15 protein-coding genes are annotated in these 14,800 nt (G+C 60.9%); 7 read left to right on the forward strand and 8 right to left on the reverse strand.

Translation table 11 applies throughout. The annotated features are described in order from the left end of the window. Positions 1-65 precede the first annotated feature (65 nt). The 4 genes from MOP44_RS05890 to MOP44_RS05905 form a co-directional block, all read right to left on the reverse strand. Positions 66-1,640: an HD domain-containing phosphohydrolase gene (locus MOP44_RS05890; RefSeq protein WP_260795004.1), complete on the reverse strand. Its 1,575-nt coding sequence runs from the start codon at positions 1,638-1,640 to the stop codon at positions 66-68. A 209-nt stretch (positions 1,641-1,849) separates the two neighbouring features. Next, complete coding sequence (locus tag MOP44_RS05895) at positions 1,850-2,497, reverse strand: TonB family protein (RefSeq protein ID WP_260795005.1); 648 nt, start codon at positions 2,495-2,497, stop codon at positions 1,850-1,852. A gap of 204 nt (positions 2,498-2,701) precedes the next feature. Beyond that, on the reverse strand, positions 2,702-3,607 hold the full coding sequence (locus tag MOP44_RS05900) for a pirin family protein (protein ID WP_260795006.1): 906 nt from the start codon (positions 3,605-3,607) through the stop codon (positions 2,702-2,704). Between the two features lie 60 nt (positions 3,608-3,667). Continuing rightward, positions 3,668-4,489, reverse strand: coding sequence for a DoxX family protein (locus MOP44_RS05905; protein WP_260795007.1), 822 nt, complete (start codon positions 4,487-4,489; stop codon positions 3,668-3,670). Between the two features lie 145 nt (positions 4,490-4,634). Between MOP44_RS05905 and MOP44_RS05910 the strand changes: the two genes are divergently transcribed. From MOP44_RS05910 to MOP44_RS05925, 4 genes are all read left to right on the forward strand, one after another. After that, positions 4,635-5,171: a DinB family protein gene (locus tag MOP44_RS05910; protein ID WP_260795009.1), complete on the forward strand. Its 537-nt coding sequence runs from the start codon at positions 4,635-4,637 to the stop codon at positions 5,169-5,171. Between the two features lie 72 nt (positions 5,172-5,243). Then, positions 5,244-5,366 (forward strand): hypothetical protein, encoded by a 123-nt coding sequence (locus tag MOP44_RS05915; RefSeq protein ID WP_260795011.1) that lies wholly within the window; start codon positions 5,244-5,246, stop codon positions 5,364-5,366. Positions 5,367-5,563: 197 nt separating this feature from the next. Next, complete coding sequence (locus MOP44_RS05920) at positions 5,564-5,998, forward strand: DUF1801 domain-containing protein (protein ID WP_260795012.1); 435 nt, start codon at positions 5,564-5,566, stop codon at positions 5,996-5,998. A gap of 385 nt (positions 5,999-6,383) precedes the next feature. Further along, the gene (locus tag MOP44_RS05925) at positions 6,384-7,823 is read left to right on the forward strand and encodes an alkaline phosphatase family protein (protein ID WP_260795013.1); all 1,440 of its coding nucleotides are present in this window, start codon (positions 6,384-6,386) and stop codon (positions 7,821-7,823) included. Positions 7,824-7,946: 123 nt separating this feature from the next. Here the strand turns inward: MOP44_RS05925 and MOP44_RS05930 are convergent, their stop codons facing one another. From MOP44_RS05930 to MOP44_RS05940, 3 genes are all read right to left on the reverse strand, one after another. Then, positions 7,947-8,804 (reverse strand): PDZ domain-containing protein, encoded by an 858-nt coding sequence (locus MOP44_RS05930; protein ID WP_260795014.1) that lies wholly within the window; start codon positions 8,802-8,804, stop codon positions 7,947-7,949. A gap of 289 nt (positions 8,805-9,093) precedes the next feature. After that, positions 9,094-10,074, reverse strand: coding sequence for a HEAT repeat domain-containing protein (locus MOP44_RS05935; protein ID WP_260795015.1), 981 nt, complete (start codon positions 10,072-10,074; stop codon positions 9,094-9,096). 83 nt (positions 10,075-10,157) lie between these two features. Then, positions 10,158-10,790 carry an RNA polymerase sigma factor gene (locus MOP44_RS05940; protein ID WP_260795016.1) on the reverse strand — a complete coding sequence of 211 codons (633 nt, stop codon included), beginning with the start codon at positions 10,788-10,790 and terminating at the stop codon, positions 10,158-10,160. 368 nt (positions 10,791-11,158) lie between these two features. Here MOP44_RS05940 and MOP44_RS05945 point away from each other — a divergent pair, with 368 nt between their 5' ends. From MOP44_RS05945 to MOP44_RS05955, 3 genes are all read left to right on the forward strand, one after another. Continuing rightward, positions 11,159-11,863: a ribonuclease HI family protein gene (locus MOP44_RS05945; protein ID WP_260795017.1), complete on the forward strand. Its 705-nt coding sequence runs from the start codon at positions 11,159-11,161 to the stop codon at positions 11,861-11,863. Positions 11,864-12,078: 215 nt separating this feature from the next. Beyond that, a complete protein-coding gene (locus MOP44_RS05950; protein ID WP_260795018.1) occupies positions 12,079-13,512 on the forward strand; it encodes a DUF4382 domain-containing protein in 1,434 nt (477 codons plus the stop codon). A gap of 130 nt (positions 13,513-13,642) precedes the next feature. Beyond that, the gene (locus MOP44_RS05955; RefSeq protein WP_260795019.1) at positions 13,643-14,002 is read left to right on the forward strand and encodes a hypothetical protein; all 360 of its coding nucleotides are present in this window, start codon (positions 13,643-13,645) and stop codon (positions 14,000-14,002) included. A gap of 162 nt (positions 14,003-14,164) precedes the next feature. Here MOP44_RS05955 and MOP44_RS05960 read toward each other — a convergent pair whose 3' ends face one another. Further along, the gene (locus MOP44_RS05960; protein WP_260795020.1) at positions 14,165-14,779 is read right to left on the reverse strand and encodes a superoxide dismutase; all 615 of its coding nucleotides are present in this window, start codon (positions 14,777-14,779) and stop codon (positions 14,165-14,167) included. Positions 14,780-14,800: the final 21 nt, after the last annotated feature.

A 14,800-nucleotide genomic window follows, 5' to 3' on the forward strand; every position in this document is an offset into this window, starting at 1 on the left:
CCCTTCAGCACATTTCGCAGGCCCTTCATCAGCGTCTCGCCAGTCTGCTATCGCCCCTTCCGCTCTCAACGATCCAGAAACTCCGTCAGCTTCCCCTCCCCGCAAAGTCGCGCGCACACCGCAACCACCTCGGCATCCAAAGCCGTTCCCGCTTCGCTCTCCAGAATCTCCAGCGCTTTCTCAATCGGATGCGCCGCCCGGTACGGCCGGTGCGAACTCATCCCCTCCAGCATGTCCGCCACGGTCAACACGCGCGTCTCCGGAAGAATCGTCTCGCCCTTAAGCCCATTCGGATATCCCGACCCGTCCAGCTTCTCGTGGTGCTGTAACACCATGGCCGCCACAGGCCATGGAAAGGGAATCCCCTTCAGCACACGATAGCCATGCTCGCAGTGTTCACTCACCAGCGCGCGCTCCGTCGCCGAGAGCCTTCCCGGCTTCGTCAGAATCTCCGCAGGAATCGACATCTTCCCGATGTCATGGATCAGCGCCGCAATACGCAACCCGCGCAGCCGGTCGGCCGTCCAGCCCATCTCCGCTCCAATCGCCACGGCAATATCCGCTACCCGGTTCTGGTGCCCTGCCGTGTAGGGATCGCGCATCTCCATCGCCAGCGACATCGGCTCAATCATCAGCAGCATCGCTTCGTTCAGCCGCCGCTCCATCGCCAACGCATGTTCCCGTTCCGCTTTCAGCAAATGGTCGTGTTGAATCGCAATCAGCCCATGCGCCACCTGCTGGGCCAGGTGCGTGAACATGTCCACCGGCACCTGCCCAAAGGCCTCCGCATTTTCCGCGCACACCACAAGAGCGCCGCGCAGCTCCTCGGCCTGAAATGGCACCGCAATGCATGAGTCGATCCCGAAATCGATGAAGCGATCCGTCCAGGGACTCGATGCCTGCATCTTCCGCGTGTCTGGCACGATCTGAATCGTGCCCGTCCTGATCGCCTTTGAAGCTGGTCCCTGGCCCCTCTCGTTGTCTCCCCAGGTCAGTCGCAGCCCCTCCAGAAGACCGCTCCCCGGTCCCGCTTCCGCAGCCACGCGCATCGTCTGCTCCGCGTCATGCTCCGCCACACCGATCCAGGCAAACACATACGCAGGCTCCGTGACGATGGCCGCGCATATCGCCCTCAACAGGCTCGACTGGTTGTGTTGGTCCGACAAAGCGTTGGCCGCCGCAGCATAAGCCGAAAGCGCCCATCGCTTCGTAGCCAGTCGATGCTCCTGGTGCTTCTGAACCGACAGGTCCTGGAACTCGCAGACGCTCACCACTCTGCCGTCGTCCAGCGTCAGGGCGCCCGATGTCGACACAAGGATGGCGAACGCTTGACCATTCGGTCGCACCAGGCGGAAATCCCTGAGCCTCTCCGGCAGAGGAGACATCTCCCCCAGCAGTTCCAACACCCGCGGCTCATCTTCTGGCGATAACAGCTCTTCCACGCGTCGGCCCACGATCGCCGCACGCGGCAATCCTGCCATTCGTTCAGCTGCGGGATTACAGTCGAGAATGCGGCCGGAAGGAAGCTCGATGATCACCTTGCCATCAAGCGCAATCTTCCACGAGAGCTCATAGAGCCTCAAATTCGTCTCTGTCGGGTCGCGAGGGAAATCGGTCAACTCGCCTGCGGTCTCGGTCACGGGCCCTCCGCCGAATCCCAGCCAATCCAACCAGGCAAGAGGAGGAGTTGCACAGGCCAGTTAATCGATTCGTGCGTCCAATCATATCTAGATATCGGCTCCGCAGGCCATCAACTTTATTGCGGGCGCGGAATAGTGCCACAAGGCAGTCCCAACTCGAACCCAGAGATCCCGCTGAAGCGGCCCGTCAAAACTCCCAGCCCGCCCTCTCAAGCGACCGGATATTTCTGATTAAACGGGAAGATCAGTTCCGCCTCGCTGGCCACCGGATTCCCATTCACCGTCGCCGGACGGAACCGCCACGTCTTCACTGTATCCAGCACAATCTGGTCGAGCGCATTCCCCATCCCCTTCACCAGCGTTTCGCCCGTCACCTCGCCTGCCTCGCTCACATTCACGTCGACGACGATGTGCTGCTCGGCCGCCGGAAGCAGCGCACGATCGGCGACCGGGGGCTTTGGGCTGAACACCGGAAACGCCGGAGTTGCGTTCTGCGCATCGGCTCCGTCACCTGCCGCAGCCGTGCCGGTCCCTTTGCCGGTGCTCTCCTGCGGCAGCGCTGACGGAGTCTCCTTCTCCTTGTGCGCCGCTCGTGTCGGGTCCATCAGCTTCGGCTGCGGATCCTTCACGTGCTCCGCCTTCTCGGCCTTGCTCGTATTCGGCAATTCGAACGACGGAATGGAAACCCGATGCGCCCCGCCCGCAACCTGCAGCATCGCCAGGTAGTCGGCCTTCGCCGGCGGCACCGTCCGCACCCGCAGACGCGCTCCTCCCACCAGCAGCAGAGAAAGCGCCGCTGCGTGCAGACCCGCGGAAACAATCACGCCCGGCCGGCTTCGTAAGGTGCGGATTTCCATTCGGCATCCTCCCTGATGTGCCCGAATCGTAGCATGTATTACCATCTGCAAAACTCGGATGCATTGGCCTTGTATCAGGACATGACTTCAGCTAAAGCCATGCACTTTACATTGGCCGTCCCGCGAGTTTCGTGAGTAGTCTGAAAGGGCGGGTTTCCGGTGTCGGAAACCCGCCCTTTGGTATTCGTGCTTCAGCTCCGCGCCTCAGCGATGCTTGATGAACTTGCCGCTTTGGAGTTCGCTCATAGCTGTGTGCAGTTCGGCCTGTGTATTCATCACGATGGGACCGTACCAAGCCACTGGCTCCTCCAGCGGCTTGCCCGACACGAGGAGGAAGCGGATGCCGTCGGGCCCGGCCTGGACGACGATCTCGTCGCCGCGGTCGAACAGGACAAGCGAGTGGTTCTTCGCGTCGTAGACAGGTGCGGCGTTCGGGTCTGCGCCTGACTCGGTGAGGACCGCCTGCGGCTGGCTGGCGTCGCGGAAGACTCCTTCGCCGGCGAAGACGTAGGCGAAGGCATTGCGGGCGACGTCAACCTTGATCCGCTTCTTCTTGAAGGGCGGAACGGAGATGTCGACGTAGCTGGGGTCTGCAGCGACGCCTTCGACTGGGCCGCGCTGGCCCCAGAACTCGCCGCAGATGATGCGTGCCCTGGTGCCGTCATCCTCGGTGACTTCCGGGATCGCGGCAGACGGGATGTCCTGGTACCGCGGGTCGGTCATCTTCAAGGAAGCAGGCAGGTTAGCCCACAACTGGAAGCCGTGCATGCGACCCTTCTCGTCGCCTTTGGGCATCTCCTGGTGGAGGATGCCGCTGCCGGCCGTCATCCACTGGACGTCGCCGGCAGTCATGCTGCCCTTGTTGCCGAGGCTGTCGCCATGCTGGACTTCGCCCGCGAGAACGTAAGTGATGGTCTCGATGCCGCGGTGCGGGTGCCAGGGGAATCCGGCGAGATAGTCGCTCGGGTTCTCGTTCCGGAAATCGTCGAGCAAGAGGAACGGATCGAACTCCTTGGTCTTGCCGAAGCCGAAGGCGCGCTGGAGTTTGACGCCGGCACCCTCGAGGGTGGGCTTGGTGGAGAGGATTTCTTTGACGGGGCGAAGAGACATGGTGACCTCCAAATCAACGTACAGTAGATAGATTCACGAGGTCGATATTCGTTGCAACGACTATCTGGCGACCACCCTCACCTTCTGCCGGAGGTGGGTGGCTTCGGTTTCGGGGGTTTGGGCGGGCGTGGGCACGTTCTGGGCGACGGCCCAAGCGGCGGCTGCGATGATCCAGGAGATCAGGAGGCCGGTCCATTTCAAGCGAACGCTGGGCGCGATGATGACCGAGGGAACCCAGATGAGGAGGGTGTAGAGGCTGATCTGGATGGCTTCAGCCCAGGCGGATATGCGCGGGAATACACCGAAGAGGATGCCGAGACCGGAGGCCATCTGGCCGAGTCCGGTGAGGTAGGCCCAGAAGGTGCGGAAGGGGAGCCATGCGGGGACGAAGTCGTGGGTGGGCTGGATGTAGACGATGTGCGAGAGGCCGATGGGCAACAGGGAGAGGGCGAAGAGGATGCGGGCGGCTGTCAGAGATCGCTCACTGGTGAGCGGAGCCAGAGGGGAGGATTCGGGCAGGTCGGCGAGGCGGACGAAGAGGGTCCAGGCTCCGGAGAGGAGGACGGTGATTTCGCCGAAGCCGAGCCAGACGGCTTCCATGGAGGGGGCGACGATGAGGGCAGGGACTTTGAGCAGGGCCCAGAGAATGCAGTACGGAAAGAGAATGCGGGCGGACCAAGCGGCGGTGGGGCGGAACAGGAGGCCGGCGCCGCAGACGAACATCAGGAGGCCGGCGGCGTAGGCGAGTGCGGTGCGGGCCGGGAACCACGGGGCGACGGGCTGCCACTGCATGGCGAAGTCGCCGACGATGAGGGCGAGCGCGCCGAGGCCGATCATTCCTAGGGCGAAGAGTGTGATGGCGGGCTGCTGGGAACGAGACATGCGTGTGCCGGCCTCCTGAGCCATGTTGGCTGCGTGAGCGGCTGTTGGCGCGGCCAAAGTTCCGAACCGGCTCAATTGCGGAGTGTTACGGATTGCATGCGCGGGTATACTTCGGCAAGTCGATTCTGAATGCGAGGTCTGCTGCATGAAAAAGCTTGCGGTTGCATTGCTGCTGGTAGTTCCCTTCACCGCTTTTGGGCAAGACAAGAAGGCGCCGACGGATTTGCGCGGCGTTCTGCTGGAACAGTTGCGCACGACGAACAGTGCCGAGGACTGGTTTGTGCCGGTGTCGATCGCGGTGGACGGGATGACGGCCGAACAGGCGCAGTGGAAGCCGGCGGGGAAGGACGCGCATTCGGTGGGGCAGCTTGCGTATCACATCTGGTATTGGGATTCGCGTTCCCTGCAGAAGTTCAAGGGTGAGAAGACGGAGCCGTTCGACGGGAACAACAACGAGACTTTCGACAAGTTCACGGCCGCGCAGTGGGATGACCTGGTGAAGAAACTCCACCAGGAGATGGCCGACTGGGAAGCTGCGGTGCAGGGGGCGGACGACGCCAAGCTGGCCGCCAATGCATCGTTGATTGCGCATATCGGGGCGCATCGGGCGTATCATGTTGGACAGATCCTGTATGTGCGGAAGCTGCAGGGATCGTGGAATCCGGACAAAGGCGTGAAGTAGGCTCTGCTGTGCGCGGCGCAGGCTGCTCAAATCAAGTTGGGGCTGGCCGTGGGTCCGGAGGGTGGAGGTCATATGAGTCTTTTGGCGATACGGGCAGTAGAGACGCTGTTCTTTATCGGGCTGGGCGGGTGCGCAATCGTAGTCATGATCAGCTGGGTGTCGGTAGTGAAGGGCTGCATTACGGACGAGAAGTGAGCTGGAGCTTCAGCTGAGTTCTATTCGACTCTAGTTAAACGTTGATTGATGAAAAGGCGGAGATGCCGGTTGGCGTTTTCGCCTTTTCTTCTGTTCACCAACTCGGACAAGACATCAGTGGGTGGGAATTGGGAAGGTGGATGCACGCTGGTTGACCGAGCAGGCGACGAGTCGGGACGTACCGCGAAGGAGAGCGCATGAAAGTGCAGGAGGAAATCAGCGGGTACATTGCTGCTCAACCGGAACCTAAGCGCCACGAAATGCAGCAATTGCACCACATGGTTCTGGCGCTGATGCCAAGATGCAGGTTGTGGTTCCTCGACGGAAAAGACGAGAAAGGAAAGATCATTTCCAACCCAAATATCGGATACGGATCCCGGATCATCACATATGCCGATGGGAAGACAAAGGAGTTCTATCAAATTGGTCTAAGTGCGAATACGACAGGCATTTCCATCTACATTATGGGAATCGATGACAAGAAGTACATGGCCGAGACATTTGGGAAGAAACTAGGCAAGGCAAGCGTCACGGGGTATTGCATTAAATTCAAAACGCTCGCAGATATAAACATCGACGTGCTAAGCGAAGCAATACGACTCGGGATTGAGCGGAAAAGTGTTTCCCATTGATTCTCCGGTTGAGACCGAGCCAGGCTGCGGCAGTTAAGGATTTGGGGGGAGACGCCGCAACTTCTTCCTTCGCGGCGCAAGGGCTGTGGATGAATGTGGCCTGATCCCAGTTTTCCCCACCTCATGGCTACGAGGGGCGGCCAAACCCCTGAGACAAAGGCCGACGCTCCTCCGGTACAATGATCCGGAGCAGCTCACGGGCACTCCAGACGAGCTCGGTTGCCTGGTGCCTGCTCAGTTAAGGCCGGCAACGGTCAGTCCTCTGCTGACAACATGCGCCGAGATTCCCTGGAACTTAATTTAGATAGACAAGCTTGAACGCGCATCGCAGTTGCCCGGATCTGTAGCTCCAAAAACCTAAAACTTAATGGATGGCCTTCCCCCTATGCCTTCTAAGAGTCTTTGTATCTTCGCGTCGCTGCTCTTTGCCAGTGTCGCAAGCGCCCAGAGCGTGCCTCGCTCGTCGCACGTCTGGATGATTACGGAAGAAAACCACAGCTATGAGGAGGTGGTTGGCAATCCACAAATGCCCTACTACAACCAGCTCATTCAACAATATGGACTGGCTACGCAGTTCTATGCCGAGCAGCACAGCTCGCTTCCCGCGCTCATGTGGCTTGTGGCCGGTGCGCCCGTGGAGCGGAACAACGACACCAAATCCTGCCATCACCACGAGGACAACATTGTCCGCGAAGTGCTTCAGCAGGGCTACACATGGCGCGCCTATCAAGAGAACATGCCCTACGCTGGGTTTGATGGGCTGTTCAGCACGGATTACCTGTACTACCGCCGCCACAATCCGCTGATCGACTTCTCGGATGTGTGTCCCGGCTCGGGGCAGGAGATGAACAGCGTGCCTTTCTGGCAGATGGCCGCTGACTTCGCCGACAACAACACCCCGAACTACGCCTATATCACTCCCGGTCCGGACACGGACGCGCACAACGGCACCCTCCCCGCCGCCGACCAGTGGCTTCAGGACAATGTCCCAGCGATCCTCGCGCGTCCGGAGTTCAGCCCGGGCGGGGACGGCATCCTGTTCATCGTCTGGGATGAAGGCAATCTGTATACGGACGACCGCTGCTCCGCCACCAAGAAGAAGGGATGCGGCGGACGGACTGCCACGCTCGTCCTAGGGCCGCGCGTGAAGCCTGGCTACCAGTCCACCGTCACCTATCAAAATGCAAACGTGCTCAGTACGGTCTGCGCGGCGATGGGACTGGCGCACTGTCCGGGGGCAGCGAAGGATGCTGACCCGATGTCGGATTTCTTCACCACTGGCAGCGGGTCCGGCGATGCATCGAATAGCGTCGTGATCTCCAGCCCCGGCAACGGAGCCACGATCGACGGCTCTGTGCGCCTGCTGGCCACAGCTTCGGAGAGCGAGACTGTGAGCCAGACGCAGGTCTGGGACAATGGCGTGAAGCTCGGCGTTTACGGCACAAACATTGACACGATCTACAACCTCGCGCCGGGCCAGCACTCAACCACAGTGCTCGACCTCGACGCGTCCGGCAGCGTTCTTCATCAGGCGTCGGTCGCTTACACCGTGAGGGCGCAAGCGGATGGTGTGCAGGTGGTCTCGCCTGCGCCGGGCGAAACGGTCAACATGGCGACGGTTCACGTGGTCGGCCACGCCAGTGAATCCCAACCGGTCACCCAGGTGCAGGTGTGGGACAACGGAGTCAAACTCGGCTGGTACGCGGGTGCGGACGTTAACCAGTACTACAGTCTTTCCCCTGGCTCCCACGTCGTCACCGTTCTGGATCTCGACAGCAACTACAACATCATCCACCTGAGCAACGTTCCCTACTCAGTTCAGTAGTCCAATCAGCCGGATCGTGGCGCATGTTCGCAACGTGTCGCGGTCCGGAGACCACAATCCCAGACAGACGAAAGCCCGGCAGTACTGCCGGGCTTTTTCTTGATGACTCGGTCCGATCCCGATCTATTGGCTGCGGCGGCGCTTGGAGTCGACCTGGAGGGTGATGACCTGCTGGTGGCGTTCGCGGAGGAGAGTGATCTGGACGGATTTGCCCTCGTTGGAGCGGACGGCGCGGTCCCAGTCGGCGGACGTGGTGATGCTGTCGGCGCCGACTTTGATTATGACGTCGTAGCGCTTGAGGCCGGCGAATTCGGCTTCACTCTTGCGTGCAACCTGTTTGATCATGATGCCGGCGGGCACGCCCAAGTAATCGGCCATTTGTGCGGTGAGGGGCTCAACCATGGCGCCGACGTTCAGGGTGGAGGTGAAGAGCGGCATGTGCCCTGAGGTGGGATCGTTGCCGGCGCCCGCAAGGATGGCGTGACCCGGGGCCTCCTGGGGCAGGGTCCCGGTGGAAGAGTTGACCTTCTTCCAGACCTCCTGCTCCATCTCCTTGTGGTCGACGAGCTGGACGGTGAGGGACTGCGGCGCGCCGTCGCGCATGATGGCCAGGGTGATCTTCTTGCCGGCGGGTATTTCCTTGAGCATGCGGCTGAACTGCTCGGCGTTGTCGAGGTTTTCGCCGTTGATGGAGAGGATTACGTCGTTGTAGCGGAGAACGGCTCCGGCCGGGGCATCGTGGTCGATGACGGTGACGATGGCGCCCTTGTTGTCTTTAAGCCTGAGTTTCTGAACGGAATCGTTGTCGATGTTGTTGACCAGGACGCCGAGATAACCTGGCGCAGAGTGGCCGAGGAGCGGTTTGAGTTCCTGGATGAGATGTGTGATACCGGACTGCGCGGCGCCTGGAATGGGGGCGACCGCGGCAATGGTCAGCAGCCCGACTCCTGCGACGAGATATGGCCGTGAAAGGGACTTCATACTGGTCTCCGAAAAGCTGTGACGGCACCCGCTCTGGCGGCGAATTGGCCGGCTCTAATGTACGAGATTTTCAGGGAGTTTTCCACCGATTTCTAATTCCTCCCTCTGAATGCTTGGACGCAGCTGGAAATGTTTTGCCGAAAGAAATGTTGAAAAAACAGTCGTCAGTGACTAGTGGTCAGTGATCGGGGCCCTTAAGCGATCAGGTGATCGGGTGGACAGGTGATCAGGTGGTTGGGTGGACAGGTGTTCACCTGACCACCTGGTCACTTGACCACTCGTTATCGGGCTATTGGATTTCGCCGACGTGGCTGAGGACCTGGCGCGAGGCCAGGCGGATATGCGGGTTCTGGTCGGTGTTGGCGACCGAACGCAGGACCTGGCGGACACTGGTATCTGCGTCGACCGGCTCGAGCATATTGATGGCGGCAGTGCGAATGCGCGGCTCGGGGTCGTTCAGGAGAGCCTCGAGCACGGCATCACGAACGCCGAAATCTTCTGCGATATAGGGCTGGAGGCCTTCGAGAGCCTTCTGGCGCACGGCAGCGCTGCGGTCGTAGCGAAGGGCGACCAAGAGGGCATCGCGGATATTGGTGCACTGGTGGCCGGCGCGGCACTCGGCGGCGAGCAGGCCGATGGAGTCGTCGCGGATGCCGGGGTTAGCGGCATTGGCCGAGGCCAGCATGAGGAGCTGGCGAATGCGCTGATCGTCGAGGGTGCCGCGGATCTTCTGCGGGACGATCTGGTTGTAGTGAACCTCGACGAATTCGCTGTTGGGCTCGTGAACAATGCTGGCGATATTGGCGACTTCGCCGGGCACCTGCGGCCCCTGCAGTGCGGCCAACTGGCCTTCGGCCGCCGGCTGCACGGTGGCCTGGGTTGCATTCTCGGCGATTCTGACGGCGCGGACCTGGGCGATGTGGAATCCGGCGAGGGAGCCGGCGCCTCCGCCGATGATGAGAAGCAGGCAGGCGGCGATGGGAGCGGCCTGAAGACTGGCGGCGTTGTTGCGCAGACGCTGGAGCAGCCGCTCAAACCAGCGTTTGGGAGGGATAGCGTCGAGCGCCTCTTCAAGGCGCATGCGGGAGCGGGCGACGAGGTTGGGGTCGGGGTCGCAGACCGGGTAGGCCTCGGACAGCAGCTTCAGGGCCTGAAGCTGATCCTTCTCCTGGGCGCAGCCCTGGCAGGTGGCCAGGTGGCGATCGAGTTCGTGGGCGGCATCGTCGGCGAGTTCGCCGTAGGCAGCCATCACGATTCGTTCATGTGCCAATTCGCAATTCATTTTCTAACGTCCTCTTAGCCTCAAAAAAGTGTTTCGATGCCGCGGTGCAATCAGCGCTGACGCGCTTCTTGCTACCGCAGGCCCGCCAGTTGCGATCTCAATTTTTTGGTCGCGCGAAAGAGCGTATTTTTGGCGGTTTCCTCTGTGGTGTTCAACATCTCTCCGATGGTGCGCAGGCGGAGTCCCTGGTAGTGCTTGAGTTCGAAAACCATGCGCTCGCGGGGGGTGAGCTTCCCGAGCGCTTCCTGAATGCGGCCGGCGAGGACCTTGCGGTCGAGTTCTTTGGCCGGGTTGGAGAAGGCGCGGTCGTCGGAGACGGAAGCGAGGATGTCGATCTCGTCGCCGGAGTGATCGGTGATGACGGCCTGATCTTCGCGGCGAGTCTTGCGGCGGCGGAGCTGATCGAGGCAGAGGTTGGTGACGATGCGGTAGATCCAGGTGTAGAAAGAGCACTCAAAGCGGAAGTTGCCGATGTAGCGGTAGGCCTTGAGGAAGGCTTCCTGGTAGATGTCTTCCGCGTCCTGCTCGGAGCCGGTGAGGTGGAGAGCGAGGCGAAGGACCTGCTGCTCGTACTGCTTGACGAGGGCGTCAAAAGCGGCGCGGTTGCCGGCCTGAGCTTCGCGGATGAGCTCGGTTTCGGGCGCACGGGACTCAAGGCGGCTCTGCGCGCGATTGGGATTGTCGATAGCCCGGCTGGCGGTCAAACCATTCCCCGTCCTTGGGGTGGATTGTACCGCTCCTGCGGGTGCCATAGGCAGAGATGCAGCGGGAGCGAGGGGGTGAACCGGGTAAGTTACCGCATCAGAAGCCATCGGGTCTCCGTTTGGAGAGGTGGAAATCGTTCTTGGTGCGAAGGATTGGACGGGCGGGGTGGGGATTTGTGAGCGGTGAAGGGGCGGCGGGCGTCTGTACTCACTCCGGTAGTAGGTTATTTGTCGGTGTCAGCTGAAGGCCAGATGAGCTTCGGTGGTTTCCCACCCCTGTCGCCAGCAAAAAGGCGACAGGATGGGGCACGGGAGTACCCTGCCCCGTTGTGGAAACCGGTATGACCGCCGCGGCTACACTTGGAGCAATGACGGGAAATCTGTTTGAGAGCGGAGCGGCTGCGGCCGGTATGGGTGGCGCTGCAAAGGCGGGCGCGAGCGAGTGGTTGACGGCGCATTGCGACGGCGGGTCGAGGGGGAATCCCGGGCCGGCGGGGTACGGCGCGGTGATCACCGACGGGGGCGGCCAGGTGGTGGCGCGGCTGAGCGAGTTTCTGGGGATCCAGACGAATAACTATGCGGAGTACTCGGGGCTATTGGCGGTGCTGAAGTGGGCGCTGGAGCATGGGCGGCGGAAGGTTCGCGTCGTGTCGGATTCAGAGCTGATGGTGAAGCAGATGAAGGGGCAGTACAAGGTGGCGAGCCCCGGTCTGCGGCCGCTTTGGGAAGAGGCAAAGGGTCTGGCGCGGAAGCTGGACGGGTTCGAGATGAGCCATACGCTGCGCGGAGGGAATAAAGAAGCCGACCGGCTGGCGAATGAGGCCATGGACCGGGGGATGGGGAAGACGATGGAACAGGGACCAGGGAACAGGGCACAGAAAGGCAGCGGGGTTAGCGGAGCTGGCGAAGCCAGGGCCAATGCTTACGAGAGGCCACCGAGGGCGCCGCAGGCATCGCAAAATGCGCCGAAGCAGGCTCGGCAGGTGATCGAAGGGTATGTGAAAGATGGGGTGGTGCATCTGCTGGAGGGCGAACTGCCGGATGGGATTTTCGTGAAGGTGGTAAGGGAGTAGCTCCGGTTCGCAGTTCTTAGTTCGTAGTTCACAGTTCTCGCAGCTCACAGTCTTCGCAGTTCGCCTTGGCAATAGGGGGAGGTCCGTCAGTCGCCGGAATGATTCTTCCGCGAGCAGCAACTTATCTTTGGTCGAAGTGTTTGTGGAAGCGTAGTGTACGTGTGTATTGCCCTGGTTCTCCTCCTGTGAACGAGAGGCTCACCGGAGGAAAATAGATGAAAACAAGGAAGAACCTGAGGTACTTTTTCGGTTTTTGGCAAGCGGGAATTGCTCTTTTCTGCTTGCTCGTGGCTGCGCTGGTAATGGCGGCCTGTAGTAGCGGCAACTCCAGTTCAGGCGGCCCCACGTCGCAGATGGCGACGGTGAATACGCACCTGAGCGACCCGGCAACATGCGAGGCTCCAACCGGGCCGTTTTCGCATGTCTATGTGACGATTACGGATGTCAAGGCGCATACGAGCGCATCCGCCGGCGCGAATGACAGCGGATGGGCGGATCTGACGCCGAACATGAAGCCGACGCAGATCGATCTGCTGGGGCAAGCGAATAACAAGTGCTTCCTGGCGACGCTGGGCGATTCGCAGCAGTTGCAGGCGGGGAATTATCAGCAGATCCGATTGATTCTGGCGGGGGACGGAACGAGCGTTTCCGGGAACGTGTGCGGAAGCGCAGCGAACTGCGTGCAGCTGGGGTCGGATTCGAGCTTTCACCCGCTGCTGCTGTCGAGCGAGTCCAAGACGGGGCTCAAAATTTCTTCAGGACAGATTGGCGGCGGAGGGTTCAACATCGCCGCGGGCCAGACGAAGGATCTGGACATCGACTTCAGTACGTGCGAGTCGATTGTGAAGGAAGGAAACGGGCAGTATCGGCTGAAGCCGGTGTTGCATGCGGGCGAGGTCAGCACGACTTCGACATCGATTAACGGCAAGGTGCTGGACAAGGCGACCGGAAATCCTGTGGGCGGCACCGTGATGGTTGCGGTGGAGCAGAAGGATTCGACGGGCGTGGATCGGATCTTCCAGTCGACGCTGACGGGGGCGGATGGCGGATTCGTGTTCTGTCCGCTGCCGGCGGGGACCTACGACGTGGTGATTGTGGGAACGCGCACGGATGGCGTGCTGTATGCGCCTGCGATCATTACGGGGGTTTCGGTGGGCAGCACGGTGGGTTCGGTGGACCTTTATCTGCCGAGCGTGGTGACGTCCAGCTCCCTGACGCTGGCCGGGCTGGTGACATCACAGAACACAACCAATGCCGCGACGGTTGCGGATGTCTCGCTGAGCACGACGGAACAGGTGAACGCGACGACGTATACGATTCCGTTACCGCCTACGTCGACGCAGAGCTCGGTGACGATGTCTGTGGAGACGGCTGCATCGACTTCGGCGTTGACCTGCCCCGCGAATACGGACTGCGCGGCTTACTCGATCACGGTTCCGTCGAGCGCGGCGTATATCGCGGCGTGGTCCGCGAGCGGGGTCACGCTGGCGCTGAGCACTTCGCCGGCGAGCTACGTGGTGGATGGGATGGCGTTCGTGCCAGGATCGGGCGGATCGCCGAGCTGCAATCCGAGCGAGCTGCAGGCAGCGGCGTATGGTGCGACATCGATCGGGCCGGTGCAGACGCTGGCGTTTGTGCAGTGCCAGTGAGGGCAGTGGTCAGTGATCAGTGGCTAGTGGTCAGTAAGAAAGGCCGGGACTCTTGCGAGTCCCGGCTTCAATGGGCACGTTTGATTCCGGCTACCATGTCAGGCGAAGGCAATTAGCGGAGAGATGTGCAGTGAGAATAATCGCCATTGTGCTGCTTCTACTGACGGCGAACTGCAGGTGCCTTGCGGCGGAACCGTGCACCACCCTTCACGGCCGGGCGCATTACTACGGAGGGGATGGCCAATTGCGGATCTGGCACATCGGCACGCATCACGAGTTCACGCCGGGCCAGTCCTCATGGGATCGGGTCATGGGCTGGTTGCTGCAAGGTGTGCCGTTCGCTGAACGGAAAAATTACGCTTCACCTGAGTCTTCTGTTTACCTGTTCGGAGATTTTGAGGTTTGCCCGACCGAGCCTCTTCGTAAGGGAGCGGTGCAGGAGGCGAGGGTGATGTCAGTTGCGCATCGCGTTTACACCAAGAGCGACTAACTGTCCGCTATCCAGCACAAAAGGCCGGGACTCTTGCGAGTCCCGGCCTTTTGCTTTTGATCGGCAGGCGGATTTGGGTTCGTGCTTTCCCACCCTGTCGGCAGGAAAAAGCCGACAGGATGGGGCACGGGAAGTTAATGCCGACAACAGAAAACTGTCGTGCTACTTCTTCGCTTTTTCGAAGCGCTTGGCGACTTCTTGCCAGTTGACTACGTTCCACCAGGCGGCGAGGTACTCGGGGCGGCGGTTCTGGTACTTGAGGTAGTAGGCGTGCTCCCAGACGTCGTTGCCGAGGATGGGGTAGAGGCCCTGAGAGAGGGGCGAGTCCTGGTTGGGCGTGGTGATGATGGCGAGCTTGCCGCCCTTCCAGACGAGCCAGCCCCAGCCGGAGCCGAACTGCTTGGCGGTGGTTTCGTTGAAGGTCTTTTTGAAGGTCTCGAAGTCGCCGAAGTCGGCCTTGATCTGGTCGGCGAGGGCGCCGGTGGGGGCGTTATTCTGGCCGGCAGGTCCCATGATGGTCCAGAACATGGAGTGATTGGAGTGGCCGCCGGCGTTGTTGCGCAGCACGGTGCGGACATCCTCGGGGATCGCGTTCAGGTCGGCGAGCAGCTCATCCACGGATTTGGAAGCGAGCTCGGGGTGCTTCTCGAGGGCGCCGTTGGCGTTGGTGACGTAAGCCTGGTGATGCTTGTCGTGGTGGAGCTTCATGGTTTCGGCATCGATGGTGGGCTCGAGCGCCGCGTAGTCGTAAGGGAGCGGTGGAAGTTCGTATGCCATTGTGGGGAATCTCCTCCAAGA

The organism is Occallatibacter riparius, from assembly GCF_025264625.1.
Classification (GTDB): domain Bacteria; phylum Acidobacteriota; class Terriglobia; order Terriglobales; family Acidobacteriaceae; genus Telmatobacter; species Telmatobacter riparius.

Bases quoted from the DNA above. Each gene is read 5' to 3' on its own strand.
- MOP44_RS05895 (WP_260795005.1), bottom strand. From the start codon at position 2,497: ATGGAAATCCGCACCTTACGAAGCCGGCCGGGCGTGATTGTTTCCGCG.
- MOP44_RS05900 (WP_260795006.1), bottom strand. From the start codon at position 3,607: ATGTCTCTTCGCCCCGTCAAAGAAATCCTCTCCACCAAGCCCACCCTC.
- MOP44_RS05905 (WP_260795007.1), bottom strand. From the start codon at position 4,489: ATGTCTCGTTCCCAGCAGCCCGCCATCACACTCTTCGCCCTAGGAATG.
- MOP44_RS05910 (WP_260795009.1), top strand. From the start codon at position 4,635: ATGAAAAAGCTTGCGGTTGCATTGCTGCTGGTAGTTCCCTTCACCGCT.
- MOP44_RS05915 (WP_260795011.1), top strand. From the start codon at position 5,244: ATGAGTCTTTTGGCGATACGGGCAGTAGAGACGCTGTTCTTTATCGGG.
- MOP44_RS05920 (WP_260795012.1), top strand. From the start codon at position 5,564: ATGAAAGTGCAGGAGGAAATCAGCGGGTACATTGCTGCTCAACCGGAA.
- MOP44_RS05925 (WP_260795013.1), top strand. From the start codon at position 6,384: ATGCCTTCTAAGAGTCTTTGTATCTTCGCGTCGCTGCTCTTTGCCAGT.
- MOP44_RS05930 (WP_260795014.1), bottom strand. From the start codon at position 8,804: ATGAAGTCCCTTTCACGGCCATATCTCGTCGCAGGAGTCGGGCTGCTG.
- MOP44_RS05945 (WP_260795017.1), top strand. From the start codon at position 11,159: ATGACGGGAAATCTGTTTGAGAGCGGAGCGGCTGCGGCCGGTATGGGT.
- MOP44_RS05950 (WP_260795018.1), top strand. From the start codon at position 12,079: ATGAAAACAAGGAAGAACCTGAGGTACTTTTTCGGTTTTTGGCAAGCG.
- MOP44_RS05960 (WP_260795020.1), bottom strand. From the start codon at position 14,779: ATGGCATACGAACTTCCACCGCTCCCTTACGACTACGCGGCGCTCGAG.